This window comes from Longitalea luteola (assembly GCF_017356035.1).
GTDB lineage: Bacteria > Bacteroidota > Bacteroidia > Chitinophagales > Chitinophagaceae > Niastella > Niastella luteola.
In genome coordinates, this window is record NZ_JAFIQX010000004.1 from 142,348 (window position 1) to 159,128 (window position 16,781).

Genomic DNA, 16,781 nt, shown 5'->3' on the forward strand with positions numbered 1-16,781 from the left:
CAATTGTTAAAAATATGTTAGCGTCTGTTAATGTTTTGAAAACTGAAAAGACGTACGCAATGGCGCCGGAACATCTTTTAAACTTTGTTTTGTTTTAGATGTTTATATAGCATGAAAGACATAAACAACTACGTTGAAGTACTGGTATTTTCAAAGGAGTTAGCGGCGCAACTAACTCAGGCAGAAATAGTAGAAAGGTTCAGGACAATGATACAACCTGCCATTGATCTACAGGAAGCCAATGCCAAGAAAATGGCAGGCGGCTCGCTGCGGAATGTTCCGCCTATACATCTGTCATAAAAGTAGCGCCCAGGATAGATCTACCTGACAATTTCAGGGTTAATATTGCCTGTGCCAACTACAGTTTAGACTAACCCGCCGCATTGTTGTTGGTGATAGGTTACTGCCGCCTGTACTTTTACAGTATTAGCATAAATTTTAAAAGTACAGAAATGAAAAATACAGGAAGCATCATCATCGGCACCGTCACTGCGCTTATTCTGGCATCATTTATTATCATCCACGCAGCCACCGCACAACAACAGCTGGGCGTTAAACGCACCGAATTACAGCGCGATGATCTCAGTGTACCGGGTCGTGAAGTTTTACAGGTACATGTAGAACTGGCGCCGGGCGTAACATTTCCCAAACATACACATCCTGGCGAAGAGGTCATTTATGTGACCGAAGGCTTGCTGGAATACCAGGTGGGCGACAAGCCACCGGTAACCCTTAAGGCCGGCGACGTATTATTCATTCCCGCCGGAACGCCACATAGCGCCAGAAATGCCGGTAAAAACAAGGGCGCTGAACTTGCCACGTACATTGTAGAAAAAGGGAAGCCAATACTACAGTTGGTTAAAGCAAAAGGGTGGTAGCCATTCATTAAAAACAGACATCCCCAAAAACAACATACTTAATTTTCAAGATTTACCGTCTGCCATTTCATGAGCAGGCTTTTTTATTTCCCGCCCAATGCATCCTCAATTTTTATAAATTTATCGGATGGAAAAGATCACACCCGACGACATACGTTATACCGATCTGGCAGAAAAAAGATTTAACAAACGCTACACAGGAAAGCCTGAGTACATTTTTCTGCCTGCATCTACCAACGAAGTAATAGAAGCCGTACAGGATGCCGTGAACAGTAAACGACGGCCCGTAGTACGCAGCGGCGGACATTGCCTGGAAGGTTTTGTGGCAGACCCCACGGTGCAGGTGCTGATCGATATGTCGCTTATGACCAACATCTATTTCGATACAGAAAAATCAGCCTTTGCCGTGGAAGCCGGCGCCACAGTAGGGGAGTTGTACCGCCGGCTGTTCCTGGGCTGGGGCGTGCTGCTTCCGGCGGGAGAGTATCCCGGCATAGGTGTTGGCGGACATATCCTGGGCGGCGCTTTTGGTTTTCTTTGCCGCGAATACGGATTGGCGGCAGATCATCTGTATGGCGTAGAAATGGTATCGGTCGATGCATCCGGCAAGGCCCATAGCGTTGTTGCCACCCGCGAATCAGATGACCGCAACCGTGAGTTATGGTGGGCGCATACCGGTGGTGGCGGTGGCAATTTTGGCATCGTAACGCGCTACTGGCTGCGGTCGCCCGATGCTGCAGGATCCGATCCGGCGACTGCCCTGCCAAAAGCCCCGGCATCTGTTACCACCTTTCGCGTGTCGTGGGATTGGAAGCATTTTGACGAAGCGTCGTTCACGCACCTGGTGAAAAATTTCGGCGACTGGGCATTAGAGAACAGCGGCCCCGGTTCTCATTTTACACCCTTATTCAGCCTGATCTTTTTAAATCACCGCAACGTGGGCAGTATACAAATAAAAGGACTGGCTACGGGACCCGAAGCCACCCATCTCATAACCGAACACCTGGCCGACATCGCCGGTCCGGTTGGTTTACCCTATACCCAACAGATTGAAATAAGTGCATGGTTACAGTTTGCATTGAACCCCTTTCCTGAATTATTTCAAACGGGATTCGACAAAGTACATATGAAAGGAAAGGACGCCTTTTTCCGGCAGCCTTTCACCGACGGTCAAATAGCAACTGCCTGGAAATACCTGAATGCGGAAGTACCGATTGGCGGTATGTTAGCAATGGCAACCTACGGCGGCAAAGTGAATTCCCTGTCGCCCGATGCTACTGCATCGCCTCAACGTGACAGTATAATGGATGTTGCCTGTAATACCGGTTGGTTAAGTCCTGAAGGGGCAGCACCCAGCCTGTATTGGGTTCGTAATTTTTATAAGGACCTTTTTCCTGGTACCGGCGGTGTACCTGTGCCCAATGAGCAGACCGATGGCTGCATGATCAACCATCCTGACACAGACCTCACCGATGTGCAGTGGAACCAATCGGGTGTTCCCTGGTTTACCTTTTATTACAAAGAAAATTACGCCCGCCTGCAGCAGGTAAAAACCAAATGGGACCCGCTGAATATATTTCATCATGCCTTGTCAATACAACCGGCTTAATGAATTTGCCTGAAATATGTATGACCTAATGTCAAAGCCCTCCGCATCATGGAGGGCTTTGGCGTTAATTATAAACCATTTTTTTTCGCCGCTTTGAATTACCTGTACGTTTTTATATTTTACACGCCAAACCCTTAGATCATGAAAAACATCCTGGCAATACTTATCCTTGCAATCTGTATGTCATCCTGCGGCCCTTCTGGTTATCTTTCGAGGGAAGAAGGTGGCGGTCCGCCCATTACCGAATCCCTGTTCGCCGACAAATCATCAACTATTTCGGAAGAAAATATTCAAAAGATCCTCGATGGCACTTATAGAATGCCGCAACAATTGCGGGTAGCCATTCTCAAACTCGAGGGCACGCAAAGACGATATTATTGGTATTCCTGGGGCGATGAGGCCTACTTAAGAACCCAGCAGGCTTTCCTCGATTCTTTTACCGCGAAATTCAAACAATCACCCAGGGTGGTCAAAATGATGGCCATTCCTGATCTGCTGGTGTCTAAATCGCCGCAATCGCTTACTTCTATCCGGGAATCGGCCGTTCGTATGCAGGCCGATATCGTGGTGGCCTATGTTATCAATAGTGATATTTACACTAAATACCGGAGTTTTAAAAGTCCGAATATCAAGGCTTATGCCACCACGCAGCTTATCATTATGGATGTAAGAACGGGACTGGTGCCTTTTTCAACTATTGTTACGCGCGATTTCCTGGCAGCCAAAAAGAAAGAAGAACTGGACGTTACCGAAGCCAGGAACCGGGTACAAACCGAAGCAGTACTATTAACGATCAATGAAATTGGGAAACAGGTCAATGACTATTTGAAAATGGATGCTACGGCAAAACAATAACACGGGTTTAAAAGGCAAACAAAAAGCTAAATTTGAAAGGGCGGCGAACACGGGCATGAGTTTTTTAGTCTTATAAAAAGACAAAACCAGGCCGTATGTTCAAAACAACCACAACTTTCAGCAAAGCACAGAACCCAGACGTTAGCATACCATTGCTTATTGACATTTACACGCAGGAACTGGAGTACCAGGAGATCAGCAATATTTCGAGGGAATACAATACCCTATACTTTTTAAACAATCCCTATAACTTTTTTCAAAACAAGCTCACTAATAAGTTCTCAAACTTTCTTACTGGTAAAATTACGATAGAAGAAACCGAAAAAGAGTACCTCGTATCTTTCCAGGCAGACATATCGCGGCTCCTGATAAAAACGGGCATTTTTGCAGCATTGATCTGCCTTACGTTCTCTGTCCTCGGAACTTTTAACTGGGCCATTTTTCTATTTGCACTTTTCATCTTTGCTGTATTTTCAGGCACTGCGTATGCACTAACGGCATTCACCTTCCCAAAATATTTTACCCGGTTACGAAATGAAATAGAACGGTTGTTAAAGGAAGAAATGAAGAAGCGCGCATGAGTTGAATACACGTGAATCCTTTCAACCACTATAAAAATGCAACTGCTTGTCTCAACTTAGAGAAGTAAAAAAGGGACGCTGGCGCGCCCCTTAATCAGGATCCATTCTTCTTTTGCTTGTAATCAAGGCTGCCCTGATGGTCATTTATAAAAATATGTATACTATTCCGAAGGGAATGAGCGGCTGCGATTATGTATGCGGGCGCTTAGATTAACAATTACAGGTGGATTAATAAAAACTGATGCGGATCAATAAACCGGAAAGGACAAAAATTTCGGTTCGCTAAGCTACATTTAATTTCCATATCCAGGCGGGTTTGCTATGCCCGATCTTTCATTTACTTTTCGTGACAGGCACATTTCTCTGAAAATAAATTTGTATATTCTGGGTGATATTCGTCATAAAACCGGCACTTACTTATAAAGCGTTTGCCTATGTTTCAATCGATGTTGACAGAACCTATTGCCGCTGACCGGAAAACGCTGTTTATGCAGCTGTATCAACAGGCTTTTCCGCTGGTGGCAAAATATGTGCGCGACAGGGGTGGCTCGTTTGAGCAAGCCAAAGATATTTTTCAGGATGCGCTGGTTATATATTATGAAAAGATCATAACATCAGATCTAAGACTGTCGCATAGCGAACGGTCCTATATCCTGGGCATTGTAAAACACCTGTGGGCGAAGCAGTTTAAACAACCGCACGATGTAGCCCTTGACGAATCGATGACCGGTATAGCCATGGAAGAAGATACCGGCATCGGGCCTGCCGACACATTGATCGATCTGTTGCAAAGCTCCGGTAAAAAGTGCATGGAATTGCTGCGGCTTTTTATTACGACAAACTGTCGATGCGTAAAATTGCCAACCGGTTCGGCTTTTCCAGTGAGCGCTCGGCCACTGTTCAGAAATATAAATGCCTCGAAAAAGTAAGAGATCTTGTAAAAGAAAAATCGTTGACGTATGAGGACTTCCTTAAATGAAATAAAACAGCTGGACGATTATCTTTTAAAATATGCCGGCGAAGCTGACCGCGGCCTTTTTGAAGCCCGGCTGATCCTGCAGCCAGCTTTGCGGGAAGCGCTTATATGGCAGCAGAAAACGCATGCGATCATTCGCCAGTACAGCCGCCGCCAGTTAAAAGCCGAAATTGAATCGGTGCATCAACAACTGTTCACAGAACCGGAACACATCTCATTCCGAAGGAAAATACTGAACTTATTTTGTCCCCCGAAGCTTTAAAAGGAAAGCCGGTTGCCAGGGTTTACAATTTAATATACCCGCCAATTATCAAAATGCATCGATTTATTCCCGGTAACTGGTAACCGGGGACCGGTTACCTCGTAACCTGCAACCTGTACCGCAATCACGACATTTATATACAAACATTAATTATGAATAACATTCAACAGGATTTTCGTGCCTATGCTATACACCACCATCGCATTGGCAGCCAGCATGTAGACGGCTTTATAACACGCATGCAGAACCGGTTCATTCCAATGGCGATGACGCCTTACATTACAGAGGAAAGGCAATTGAATGTAGCGCAGATGGATGTATTCTCCCGCCTTATGATGGACCGCATTATATTCCTGGGTGATGCCGTTGACGACAAGATCGCCAATATCATTCAGGCACAATTGCTGTTCCTGCAATCGGCCGACGCCAAACGCGACATTCAGTTATATATCAATTCACCCGGCGGATCGGTATATGCCGGACTTGGCATTTATGATACCATGCAATACATTACGCCCGATGTGGCAACCATTTGCACAGGCACGGCTTTATCTATGAGTGCGGTATTGTTATGTGCAGGTGCCACCGGTAAACGCGCGGCATTGAAACATGCGCGGGTGATGATCCATCAACCATCAGGTGGTATCCAGGGCAATGCATCAGATATCGAGATCACCGTGAATGAAATAAAAAAGCTGCAGCTGGAGTTATATTCCATCATTGCCAAACACAGCGGCCAGCCGTATCAAAAAGTGCACGATGCATCTGACCGCGATCACTGGATGAAAGCAGAAGAAGCCAAAGCCTTCGGCATGATCGATGAAGTGTTGGGCGAAACAGCTCACAGCAAAAATTGAAACAGCCGCCTGGCACCCTCTTCGCCCCATTGCTTCAACACTTTTTTTATTTCTGACCGGTAACTTTCACCGGTCATTTTCTTTCCTTTTTTAGGCGCCAGCAGGTCTTTATCCGCTACTTCGATCATTTGCAGTTTTGTGGCATACCAGGTGGTATGTAAACGCGGTATGGCCAGTCCCAGGATCATACCTGGTAATCCGTTAAAGGATTCCGGTCCGCCGGAAGTTGTTATCTCGTCGGTATAAAAAGCGATGACGACCACCGAATCCATTACCCGGCCCACTGCTTTGCGGCAGTCGAAACCCGCGATCTTCCTGATCTCTGTGGTAATTTTCCAATTTACCTGGCGCAGCGAATCGCTCACCAGGTACATATCGCTGAAGATGGTCCTTTGGGTAACGGAGCTATTGCTGTCTAACAGGGTAGCAATCGTATTATCCGATTCAAACAAACCCCAGAATTTCATTTGTTTCACTTCCGGATCGCGCCCGGTTTTAAACAGCGTACGATCGCCCTTGAACGTGAGGTCGTAATAATAGGTAACGAATTTCGGCATGGTCTTTTTGGCCGCTTCGTCCCACACACTTCCTTCCTCCATAAAGGCATGCTGGTTGGTCTTGCGTTCATACTCGATCCTTCCCTGGGTTATGAATTGTTGTTGCTGCGCAAACACAGTTGCAGGAAGTAACAATGTTATGATATATATGAATGTTCTCATTATTGTATATGTTATTCAGTTATTCAGGCTCGCGACTGATCTTCAACTCAAAAACTTATGAACTTAATAACTTATGAACTTAAAAACTTGTTTTTAGTTACCATTGCGCCGGTTTTCCATTTTTGCTGAAGTTCCAGATGAATGTCAACATAAAGTACCGCTTTATCGTATCGTATGTTCTTTCTGAAATAAAGTTGCTGTTGATATTCCGGTTGAAACCGATGTTCTGGTTCAGGATATCGTTGGCAGAGAACCGTAAGCGGGCCACATCGTTCTTGAACAGCTTGCGGTCGAGCCGCGCATTCCACCGGATCGCATTATTATTCCGGTCGAATGTACTGGTCCTTTGGCGGATACTAAAATTGCAGTTTGTACCGAGCTCGAATTTCCAGGGCAGGAACACCAGCAGATCTATATCATGTTCCTGCGTCCAGTACCGGGTTACCAGGTCGCTGCGTAAAGAAGTCTTTGAAATATTGCGATAGAAGCCGGTGCTTAACCAGAGTTCAAATCTCTTTTCTTTTTGATAGGATATCCGGGGTCCGCCGCCGAATGTATAGCTATCGTTCTCATTTTGCTGATCACCTATAAAATTGGTATTGTGATTCACGTTGAAACGTCCATTGAAACCGGTGCGGATGCCCAGGCTCTTGATCTTCTTCCAATAACCAATCCAACCGTTCATGCGGTAATTACCATCCACATTCACCGGTTGAATAATTTTGCGCCCGGTTGAAAGGTCGAGTATGTTCAACGAACTGAAATCATTTTGAACAGCCGTAAAATTTACATTCCCATAAATACTGCGTTCAGAAAGAAATTTATAGCTATTGTACGACAGACTGAAATTGTGCCGGAAAGCCTGTTCCAGGTCAGGGTTACCTACCCGAATGTTTAACTGATCGGTGATATCCCTGATGGGTTGTATCTGGTCGATCGATGGTGCCTGGGTGCTGCCGTTATAATTAAAGCGCAGGTTGCCATTACGGCCCATTGTCCACACAAGGCTCGCCTGCGGAAAGAAATTGGTAAAGCTGTAATCGATGGCCGAACCGCCTTTCAGGTCCTTCCGCGTATAAACGGCGTTGGAGATATTCATCCCGAACGAAAACGTGATCTTTTTAGGCCTGGCATACCGGTAATTGATGCCGCCCGACTGGGTAAGCACATTAAAACTGTATTCATTGCTTAACGAATCAATATACTGCTCATACTCTTTCAGGTTGGGATCTCTTTTCTCGAGTGTGGTAATGCGCGATTGCCGGTGATTGTTATCGATACTATAGTTGAATTCGAGCAAAGCGCGTTTACTCAATGGTTCGGTATAGCTAACGCGCGAATTGATCGCCGACGTTATATTATCGGTGAGCTTTTGCTGATCCAGCACCTTCAGGCTGTCCAGCATTCCGTTCTCGAAGAAATAGTTTTCAGAGGCGAATATGCCGCGGGAAGTATTCTCGGTATAGTTCTGCCTGCCCGATAAAGACAGTGTTCTTCCGGTCTTCCTGAACTTCTGCCGCCATAACAGCGTCGCATTAAAGTTTTTGTTATTGGCGTCAACTGTGCTTACCCGGTCAATGATGCTCAGGGTGTCGTAATTGTCGTTCAATGATTCCTGGTGGTACTTGCTCTGGCTGTAATTATTCCCGATAGATCCCTGTGCGGTTATTTTTACGCTCGACATAGAATCTATCTTGAGTTCATACAAACCATTGAGCCGGTTCCTGTCGCGGCTGCGGTAACTATTGCCCGATTCATTCACATACAAATTGGTGGAGTCGGGCAGAATATACTGGCTGAGCGTATTTCCCTGGGCTTCGGTATTCAGTTTATTGTACTGGTAACCGCTGTTCAAATGGATCTTATCGGCATTCCATTTATTCGAATAATGCAGGCCGGCGTTCCAGCCTTTTGGCAATCCTTCGCCCCAATAATTGCCTGAACCAAATTCATCGTCACCGCCGTCAATATATACATACGTGCCCCCGGCGCCATCATCACCCATTTCCATGTTATTGGACCCGTAATTCATCCCTTCCTGCCAGTCGAGCCCCGTTTTACCGGTATTCGACATGATACCAAAGGCAGAAAGCTTCCGTTTTCCTTTAAAGGCATTAAACATGAGGTTATTGTTCCAGTAACGGTCGCCATCGGCCCCGGCTTCCAGCTTGCCGAAATAACCTTTCTTTTTGTCTTCTTTCAGTTGCAGGTTAATCGTCTTGGTTTTCTCACCATCATCGATGCCGGTAAATTCGGCCTGATCACTTTTTTTGTCAAATGATTGCACTTTCTCCACCGCATCGGCTGTTAATCCCCGGGTAGCGATCGTGGGATCGTCGCTGAAGAACTCTTCGCCATCTACCAGCACTTTCTGCACCGTTTCGCCCTGGGCGGTGATCTTTCCATCCTTATCTACCTGTATACCGGGTAATTTTTTCAACAGATCTTCAACGGTGGCACCGGCGCTCAGCTTAAAACTATCGGCAATGTATTCCGTGGTATCGCCTTTGATACGGATAGCGCCGAGTTTGTGTTGTACCACAACTTCCTGCAGTAACTGGCTTTTCAGGATCAGTGAAACCTTGCCCAGATCAACGGTGGCACCAGGCGCAAGATCAATGCGATCGAAATAATCGGCATAGGCGGGGCGGGTGATCATGACTATGAATTTACCCGGGGATAACTTTTGCATAGAAAAGTTACCATCCTTATTGCTGCGCGTAAAAGATACGAGGACTGAATCAGCTGGCCGCAATAAGGCGATCACGGTATTGGAAAGGTTTCTTTTTTCCAAAGTGTCAATTACTGTACCTTTAATAGCAGCATCCTGGGAAAATACAGGAAAGGAAAGGAGGAACAAAACAACGAGCAGGGCGGCTGTTTTCTTCATGGCAGTTGTTACAGGACACAGGCATATAGCCATATCAGGTTAATATGTTTAAGGTATGAGTCCCTGTATGCCTTTCTGGATTAAACGAAATTCTGTAATGAAATTGGTAATTAACCATTCTGTATCTTAATTAATCGTTAAAGCAACCCGATAGTTATCACGAACGGCCCAAAACAAACAGCAAGGCACATGAACATTACAAAAAAATATGAAGAGATCCATTTTGTAGACAGTACAAAACCGGTTTGGAACTATTCTTCTTTTTCAGAAGACGACATCCGCAATTTTCAGCAGGGCACGCATTACCGCCTGTACAACCTGTTTGGCTCACACGAAATTGAGGTGTTGGGAAGAAGGGGGTATTACTTTGCCGTATGGGCACCTAATGCTACCTATGTTTCCGTGATCGGTAATTTTAATGACTGGAACCCGGGCAGCCATCCGCTGTTTGTTCGGCTCGATAAATCCGGGATCTGGGAAGGCTTCATTCCCGATCTGCCCAAGGGAGAAGCGTATAAATATCATATCAACGGCTATCAGGGTAGAAAGACCGACAAAGGTGACCCATACGCCAATTTCTGGGAAAAACGCCCCAATACCGCCTCCATTACCTGGAACCTGGACTATACCTGGAAAGACAGTGAATGGATGAGCGATCGCCGCCACCACAATTCGCTCAACTGCCCCTGCAGTATTTATGAAGTACACCTGGCCAGCTGGATGCGGCCTAATAAATATGATGAGGAAACATATAATACGTATGACCAGCTCCGCGAGCTGCTGGTGCCCTATGTGAAGGAAATGGGTTTTACCCATGTGGAGTTCATGCCCGTGATGGAGCACCCTTTTGATGGCAGCTGGGGTTACCAGGGAACCGGTTATTTTGCGCCCACCTCCCGGTTTGGCGATCCGCAAAGTTTTATGGAGCTGATAAATGCTTTCCATGAGGCAGGCATCGGCGTTATCCTCGACTGGGTGCCCAGTCATTTCCCATACGATGCACATGGCCTGTTCATGTTCGATGGCACTAACACCTACGAATACGCCGATATGCGCAAAGGGTTCCATCCCGACTGGAACAGCTATGTGTTCAACTATAGGAGGGGAGAAGTGAAATCTTTTCTCATCAGCAGCGCCCGCTTCTGGTTCGATAAATTCCATATCGACGGCATCCGCGTTGATGCGGTAAGCTCCATGCTGAAATTGAATTATTCGCGTACCCATGGTCAGTGGGAGCCCAATGAATACGGCGGTGATGGCAATATTGAAGCCATCAATTTTATCAAGGATCTGAATGAGACCCTTTACCGCGATTTTCATGATGTGCAAACCATTGCCGAAGAAGCCACCGACTGGCCGGGCGTTTCACGCCCTACCTGGCAGAACGGGCTTGGCTTTGGAATGAAGTGGATGATGGGCTGGATGCACGACACCCTGGATTATTTTAAAATGGATCCTATTCACCGCCGGCACTATCAGAACAAGTTTTCTTTCAGCATGATGTATTATTATGACGAAAACTTTTTGTTACCCTTAAGTCATGATGAGGTGGTGCATGGCAAAAGCCCGATGATCTATAAAATGCCGGGCGATGACTGGCAGAAATTTGCCAACCTGCGCACCCTGTACACATATATGTTTACGCATCCCGGCGGAAAACTCTTATTCATGGGCAACGAGTTCGGTGATACCAATGAGTGGAATTATAAAAGCGAATTGCAATGGCACCTGCTGCAACATGATTCGCACCGCCTGCTGAAAGATTGTGTACGCGACCTCAACTTTTTATTGCGCAATGAACCGGCGATGTATGAAAATCAGTTCAATATTTATGGGTTTGAATGGGTTGACCTGAATCATCCCGCCGAATGTGTAGTGGCTTACCGCCGTAAAGGAAAGGACCCTGCCAATGATCTGCTGGTGATCCTGAATCTCACACCGGTTATCCGGTACGACTGGAAAGTGTATACATATGGTAAATCGGAATGGCGCGAGATCTTTAATTCAGACGACAAACGTTATTGGGGAACCGGAGATGTGTTCAATCCGCACATCTCAACAACACTTTTAGATAAAAATAATAATATGTATGAAATAAATGTGCATCTGCCGCCGTTGGGAGCTATAGTATTGAAGTAATTGAAATCTGACGTAAAGAAAACGCGATATCTATGAAAAACATTAAAATCGTTTTAATGTTGGGACTGGTGTCCAACATTACTTTTGCGCAAACCGACAGCACCGATTTTTATTTCAAAAAAGGAACGGCCGAAAAAGAAGCCCGCCGCTTTCGGGAAGCAGAAAAGAATTTCGCGAAAGCTGCGTCATTCTCGCCCACCGATGCCAAAGTACTTACCAGCTGGGCCCAATCGTTACAGGAACAGCGACGTTACATGGAAGCCCGCGAAAAATACAAGGCGGCCTATGCAGCCGACAGTAAAAACCCTGAGGTGCTTGAAAACCTGGCTAACATCTCTTTAAATACCCGCCAGTGGAATGACGCCATTGTGTACGCCAAAAAAATGCAGGAAGCCCGGATCGGCAATTCCGCTAATTATATCATTGCCAGAAGTTATTATGAACAGCAGAATTACGGCGAATGCCTGAAATACTGCGAACTGGCTTTTAAAGATGATCCCAAACGTGCCGAAACGCCCTACATTGCGGGGCGCAGCCTCGTAGAAATGAGCAATTACAAAAAAGCAGCCGGTTGTTTTGAACAGGCCATTGAGCGCGACAGCTCCAAAGCCGGCTGGATGTATGAAGCCGGGCTTGTTTACTACGCCATTCCTGATGATAAAAAAGCCATTTACTGGTTCGAGCGGGCTGCCGCCAAAGGGTATACGCGCAGCAACGATTTTATCGAGAACCTCGCCAATGCTTATCTGAATACAAAGAACTACGAAAAAGGACTGGCCCTGTTACAGGAAGTACTGGTACGCAAACCGCAGGACCAGGAATTGTTATACAATATTGCCGATGCTTATTACCAGACCGGTAAGTATGACGATGCGATCAGCTACTGGGATAAGATCCTGGCGATCGATAAACAAAACGCCAGTTCCTTATACATGATCGGCTTATCATATCAGAAAAAAGGAGAGAAGGAGAAAGGACAACAGTTGTGCGACAGAGCCATTGAAATGGACCCTTCTTTGAAAAAGCTGAAAGAGGAAAAGAAAATGCCGGGCGGGATTTAGTACCGAAATCTGAGGTCGGAGGTCAGAAGTCAGAAGCCTGAAATAATAAAAAGGTGAGCTCGCTTTTAGATGCGAAGCTCACCTTTTCAATTTTTTATCTTTTGTTATAGAAGCGAGTTGCGAAGTTTAGTTCTATTCAGACTTCCGACGTCTGACTTCAAGCACTCTACATCCGCTCCGGCACCCTGATGCCCAACAGCGCCATCCCTGATTTAATTACATGGGCACACATTTGGGTCAGCTGCAAACGCAGTTCTTTCTTTGCGGCAGATTCAGCCTTTAGAAAACTATGTGCATTCCACAATGCATTGAATGTTTTTGCGATCAGGAACACATAATTCGCAATTACACTTGGGTTCATCTCACTACCTGCCTGTTGCAGGATATCAGTATATCTTTCCAATGTGAGGATCAACTCTTTTTCGAGCGGCAACAGATCTGTGCCAACATTGCCGCCGGTTGGTTTTTCCTGCCGCAGAACCGATTGTGTACGAGCGTATGCGTACTGAACAAAAGTGGCTGTAAAACCATGCAGATCTATCGATTCTTCCGGATTAAAGATCATCCGCTTTTGCGGGTCGACCCGTAACAGGAAGAATTTCAATCCACCGGTTCCAATGACGTCATATAGATCTTTTAACGCAGATTCGGTCAACCCTTCCGTTTTGCCCTGCTGGCGGGTTTTACGTTCTGCTTCCCGGAACATTTCATCAAGTATGTCATCTGCATCTACAACAGTACCTTCACGGGTTTTCATTTTACCGGTTGGCAGTTCCACCATACCATAGCTCAAATGGAAAATACCATCGGCCGCCTGAAGTCCCAGTTTTTGACAAATGAGTTTTAATACTTTGAAGTGATAATTCTGTTCATCGCCCACCACATAGATACTGAGGTCGCAGTTGAATTCGTTCTGTTTTACTTCTGCCAGTCCAATGTCCTGGGTGATGTATACAGCAGTGCCATCGCGCCGCTGTACGATCTTTTCATCGAGGCCGTCTTTGGTAAGATCAACCCACACGCTGCCATCGTCTTTCCGGAAGAATACTTTTCTCTCGAGACCCGCTTCCACCAGATTTTTTCCAAGAAGGTAAGTCTCGCTTTCATAGTACACTTTATCAAAATCGCTGCCGATGCGTTTATACGTTTCATCAAAACCCTTATACACCCAGCTGTTCATGGTACGCCACAGTTCCACCACATCGGGTTTGCCGGCTTCCCAGTCAACCAGCATCTGTTGGGCGGCTTTCATGATGGGCGTTTCTTTTTCCAGTTCTTCTTTTAGTTGTTTATTATTTATCAGTTTATTTGCTTCTTCTTCTGTTTTGCCGGCCGCTATCAGTTCTGCCAGTTTTTTGGCCTTTATAGGCTCTAACTGCTTTTTCATCTCAGTGCCAAACAGTACATAATAATCGCCCACAAGGTGGTCGCCTTTGATGCCGGTGCTTTCGGGCGTAGCGCCGTTGCCGAAAAGCTGCCACGCGATCATGCTTTTGCAGATGTGAATGCCACGGTCGTTGGCAATGCAGGTTTTCACCACTTCATACCCATTGGCTTTATAGATCTCGGCCACACTCCAGCCCAGGAAATTATTTCTTAAATGGCCCAGGTGCAGGGGCTTGTTGGTATTGGGCGAAGAATACTCCACCATTACCCGCTTGCCATTGCGTGGCTGCCGGCCATAATCGGGCTCATTGAACTGATCTTTGAGAAATTGCAGCCACCAGCTGTCGGTCACGGAGAGGTTTAAAAATCCTTTGATCACATTAAAACCGCTAAAAAGGCCGGTATTTTGAGCCACCAGCGCCTGGCCAAGCTCATTCCCAAGCGCTTCAGGTTGTTTTTTCAGGGTCTTCAGCAGGGCAAAGAGAACGACGGTATAATCGCCCTCGAATTCTGGTTTGGTCTCATTTACGGTGATATCAGCCGGTTGAATATCTACCTGGTACAAATGGTTGATCTGTGCGCTAACTGCCGACTGAATAACGGGAACTATTGCCATGCGTTGATTTTGAAGCTGCAAAAATAATATAAAAGCGGAACGCTTGATGCTGAAACATAATAATAGCAGTTGTAAGGAAATGGTAATGGAATGGTGTAGGCAATATCCCCACCATCAGGCTACCAGTTTGCTGCAATTCCGCCAGTGTTTCTTAATTACCGTCTGGCCTGTAGAAAAGCTATCATGGGTGTAAACGTCCCTTGACTAGCGGTTGAAAACTCAAAGAGCCACCCGGTAAGGGCAGCTCCTGATCTGTTGTTTAGGGGTTAAACTGGCTCAAATATGTATGATTTTAGGAAACTTAAAAACTATTGTTAAATTTTATTGATTCAGATCAATGAAATTGAAGTTAAACCTGTCATGTATGCGCTATTTTGGCAAAATTCGGGTAGTAAAACCCGGAAGAACAGTTGAATTTGGAGAAAATATGAACGATCTGGATAACCGCGCCGGTATTTATTGATATTCAATTACCTTTGTAAGGTATAAAATACCGTATGTGAAGAAGCTGATCAATGCCGTAATAAACTTATTTTATCCTATTTTTCGCCGGTTTATGCCCTTGCAAACTTTCCGGTATGCAGCGTGTGGTGGCGGTAATACATTATTGGATATAACGCTGTACGCTCTCAGTTATAATTTCCTCTTTAGAAAACAGCTCGTGCATACGCCGATCGGCATCACGATCAGTCCGTATATCGCAGCTTTCCTGGTTTCCTTTTCCATTACGTTTCCTTTGGGTTTTTACATGAGCCGCACGATCGTGTTTCCCGGTTCAACCCTGCGCGGCCGCATTCAGTTGTTCCGCTATTCTTTGCTGGTGATCAGCTGCATTGCGCTGAACTATATTTTCATCAAGCTGTTTGTTGAGCAGTGCGGATTGTACCCCACGTTATCAAAAATATTAACCACGATCATTGTTGTGGCGTTCAGTTTTATTACGCAGAAGAATTTCACGTTTAAGATAGAACCAGCGGCAGAAACGCCAGTTCAACCTGTTCAATCAGCCACTGAGGCGAAGAAGGAAGTGGACGAACTGATCAGCTAACACAATTGGACAATTCGAAAAGTTGACAACCCACTTGCCCTGGTCGGGATATATAATATATTCACGCTACCTTTCAGGTATCCATCTTCATATTATCACAACTTGCCCCGCTCTGCGGGATTATCACATCATCACAACTTGTCCCGCTCTGCGGGATCATCACATTATTTCACGCCGCCCGACCAGAACCAGTTGCCTTCTTCGGTATAATACCATTTTCCATTTCCATTCACCGATTCACCCTGCATGGTAAATCCATCATAGGCCAGCTGAATGCCGGCATTCACCATATTAGTGATCTTATACACTTTACCGGGACCGGCGCGCAGGTTCAGGCGGGTAAGCGTAGTTACCTTGCCAAATTTTTCCGTTTTACTGATCTGTCCGTTCACCACCTGCACACTGCCATTCACCAGGGCGATCAGCTTATCCAGATCTACTTTAAAACCCGGGCAATTCTTTAAAGAATATATTTCATGATGCCCGATAATATGTAGCCGGTCGGCGGGAATGCTCCAGCGCTGACACATTTTCCTGATCAGCTCGGCGCTGGTGGCATACATGGAGTCGGTCCAGTCGCTCAGTTCATTGCCTTCGTGTTCTACCCCGATCGTATAGTAATTGGGGTTGATGAACATCCCGTCAGATGTTTTTTTGATCAGGGGCCAGGTGGGGTCATGAATGCGGCCGGCATGCCAGGCCGTATCGGTTTCCTCCACGTACTGGTGTACTTCGCCATTTTTTCCGATGCCATAATGTGCCGAAACCTGCGATAACGGGCTGCGGAACCAGCTGTCGGTACCGGCTAATGTACCGTCCATAATATGAATGACAATGGCCTCGGGGCGATAGGTCCTTCTTCCCTGGGTAAAATTGGGACTTAAAACAGATGTGATGTTCATAG

The 16,781-nt window shown here is 45.9% G+C and carries 15 protein-coding genes; 11 read left to right on the plus strand and 4 right to left on the minus strand.

Annotated elements, in window-relative coordinates:
• Positions 1-111: 111 nt before the first annotated feature.
• From JUB15_RS11990 to JUB15_RS12025, 8 genes are all read left to right on the plus strand, one after another.
• A complete protein-coding gene (locus JUB15_RS11990; RefSeq protein ID WP_205511373.1) occupies positions 112-300 on the plus strand; it encodes a hypothetical protein in 189 nt (62 codons plus the stop codon).
• Positions 301-452: 152 nt separating this feature from the next.
• A complete protein-coding gene (locus JUB15_RS11995; protein ID WP_207512724.1) occupies positions 453-878 on the plus strand; it encodes a cupin domain-containing protein in 426 nt (141 codons plus the stop codon).
• Between the two features lie 127 nt (positions 879-1,005).
• A complete protein-coding gene (locus JUB15_RS12000) occupies positions 1,006-2,487 on the plus strand; it encodes an FAD-binding oxidoreductase (protein ID WP_207512725.1) in 1,482 nt (493 codons plus the stop codon).
• Between the two features lie 141 nt (positions 2,488-2,628).
• Positions 2,629-3,342, plus strand: a complete 714-nt coding sequence (locus tag JUB15_RS12005; RefSeq protein ID WP_207512726.1) for a hypothetical protein — start codon at positions 2,629-2,631, stop codon at positions 3,340-3,342.
• Between the two features lie 95 nt (positions 3,343-3,437).
• Entirely contained in the window at positions 3,438-3,923 is a 486-nt protein-coding gene (locus tag JUB15_RS12010) for a hypothetical protein (RefSeq protein WP_207512727.1), read from the plus strand.
• 488 nt (positions 3,924-4,411) lie between these two features.
• On the plus strand, positions 4,412-4,852 hold the full coding sequence (locus tag JUB15_RS12015; protein ID WP_207512728.1) for an RNA polymerase sigma factor: 441 nt from the start codon (positions 4,412-4,414) through the stop codon (positions 4,850-4,852).
• Positions 4,853-4,882: 30 nt separating this feature from the next.
• On the plus strand, positions 4,883-5,161 hold the full coding sequence (locus JUB15_RS12020; RefSeq protein WP_207512729.1) for a hypothetical protein: 279 nt from the start codon (positions 4,883-4,885) through the stop codon (positions 5,159-5,161).
• A gap of 152 nt (positions 5,162-5,313) precedes the next feature.
• Positions 5,314-6,018, plus strand: a complete 705-nt coding sequence (locus JUB15_RS12025; RefSeq protein ID WP_207512730.1) for an ATP-dependent Clp protease proteolytic subunit — start codon at positions 5,314-5,316, stop codon at positions 6,016-6,018.
• Here JUB15_RS12025 and JUB15_RS12030 read toward each other — a convergent pair.
• Both JUB15_RS12030 and JUB15_RS12035 read right to left on the minus strand, forming a co-directional pair.
• Positions 6,003-6,737, minus strand: coding sequence for a GLPGLI family protein (locus JUB15_RS12030; RefSeq protein WP_207512731.1), 735 nt, complete (start codon positions 6,735-6,737; stop codon positions 6,003-6,005). The two genes, JUB15_RS12025 and JUB15_RS12030, sit on opposite strands and share 16 nt — an antisense overlap.
• Before the next feature lie 97 nt (positions 6,738-6,834).
• Positions 6,835-9,627: a TonB-dependent receptor gene (locus JUB15_RS12035; protein ID WP_207512732.1), complete on the minus strand. Its 2,793-nt coding sequence runs from the start codon at positions 9,625-9,627 to the stop codon at positions 6,835-6,837.
• 189 nt (positions 9,628-9,816) lie between these two features.
• Between JUB15_RS12035 and glgB the strand changes: the two genes are divergently transcribed.
• A complete protein-coding gene (glgB, locus tag JUB15_RS12040; RefSeq protein WP_207512733.1) occupies positions 9,817-11,766 on the plus strand; it encodes a 1,4-alpha-glucan branching protein GlgB in 1,950 nt (649 codons plus the stop codon).
• 32 nt (positions 11,767-11,798) lie between these two features.
• Positions 11,799-12,827: a tetratricopeptide repeat protein gene (locus JUB15_RS12045; protein WP_207512734.1), complete on the plus strand. Its 1,029-nt coding sequence runs from the start codon at positions 11,799-11,801 to the stop codon at positions 12,825-12,827.
• A 166-nt stretch (positions 12,828-12,993) separates the two neighbouring features.
• Here the strand turns inward: JUB15_RS12045 and argS are convergent, their stop codons facing one another.
• On the minus strand, positions 12,994-14,829 hold the full coding sequence (argS, locus tag JUB15_RS12050) for an arginine--tRNA ligase (protein ID WP_207512735.1): 1,836 nt from the start codon (positions 14,827-14,829) through the stop codon (positions 12,994-12,996).
• A 499-nt stretch (positions 14,830-15,328) separates the two neighbouring features.
• Here argS and JUB15_RS12055 point away from each other — a divergent pair, with 499 nt between their 5' ends.
• Positions 15,329-15,877, plus strand: a complete 549-nt coding sequence (locus JUB15_RS12055) for a GtrA family protein (RefSeq protein ID WP_207512736.1) — start codon at positions 15,329-15,331, stop codon at positions 15,875-15,877.
• A gap of 164 nt (positions 15,878-16,041) precedes the next feature.
• Here the strand turns inward: JUB15_RS12055 and JUB15_RS12060 are convergent, their stop codons facing one another.
• Positions 16,042-16,779, minus strand: a complete 738-nt coding sequence (locus JUB15_RS12060; RefSeq protein WP_207512737.1) for an N-acetylmuramoyl-L-alanine amidase — start codon at positions 16,777-16,779, stop codon at positions 16,042-16,044.
• Positions 16,780-16,781 lie beyond the last annotated feature (2 nt).

Coding starts and splice junctions, on each gene's coding strand:
- JUB15_RS12030 (WP_207512731.1), bottom strand. CDS start 6,737: ATGAGAACATTCATATATATCATAACATTGTTACTTCCTGCAACTGTG.
- JUB15_RS12035 (WP_207512732.1), bottom strand. CDS start 9,627: ATGAAGAAAACAGCCGCCCTGCTCGTTGTTTTGTTCCTCCTTTCCTTT.
- glgB (WP_207512733.1), top strand. CDS start 9,817: ATGAACATTACAAAAAAATATGAAGAGATCCATTTTGTAGACAGTACA.
- JUB15_RS12025 (WP_207512730.1), top strand. CDS start 5,314: ATGAATAACATTCAACAGGATTTTCGTGCCTATGCTATACACCACCAT.
- JUB15_RS11995 (WP_207512724.1), top strand. CDS start 453: ATGAAAAATACAGGAAGCATCATCATCGGCACCGTCACTGCGCTTATT.
- JUB15_RS12000 (WP_207512725.1), top strand. CDS start 1,006: ATGGAAAAGATCACACCCGACGACATACGTTATACCGATCTGGCAGAA.
- JUB15_RS12060 (WP_207512737.1), bottom strand. CDS start 16,779: ATGAACATCACATCTGTTTTAAGTCCCAATTTTACCCAGGGAAGAAGG.
- JUB15_RS12020 (WP_207512729.1), top strand. CDS start 4,883: ATGAGGACTTCCTTAAATGAAATAAAACAGCTGGACGATTATCTTTTA.
- JUB15_RS12015 (WP_207512728.1), top strand. CDS start 4,412: ATGCAGCTGTATCAACAGGCTTTTCCGCTGGTGGCAAAATATGTGCGC.
- JUB15_RS11990 (WP_205511373.1), top strand. CDS start 112: ATGAAAGACATAAACAACTACGTTGAAGTACTGGTATTTTCAAAGGAG.
- argS (WP_207512735.1), bottom strand. CDS start 14,829: ATGGCAATAGTTCCCGTTATTCAGTCGGCAGTTAGCGCACAGATCAAC.
- JUB15_RS12010 (WP_207512727.1), top strand. CDS start 3,438: ATGTTCAAAACAACCACAACTTTCAGCAAAGCACAGAACCCAGACGTT.
- JUB15_RS12005 (WP_207512726.1), top strand. CDS start 2,629: ATGAAAAACATCCTGGCAATACTTATCCTTGCAATCTGTATGTCATCC.
- JUB15_RS12045 (WP_207512734.1), top strand. CDS start 11,799: ATGAAAAACATTAAAATCGTTTTAATGTTGGGACTGGTGTCCAACATT.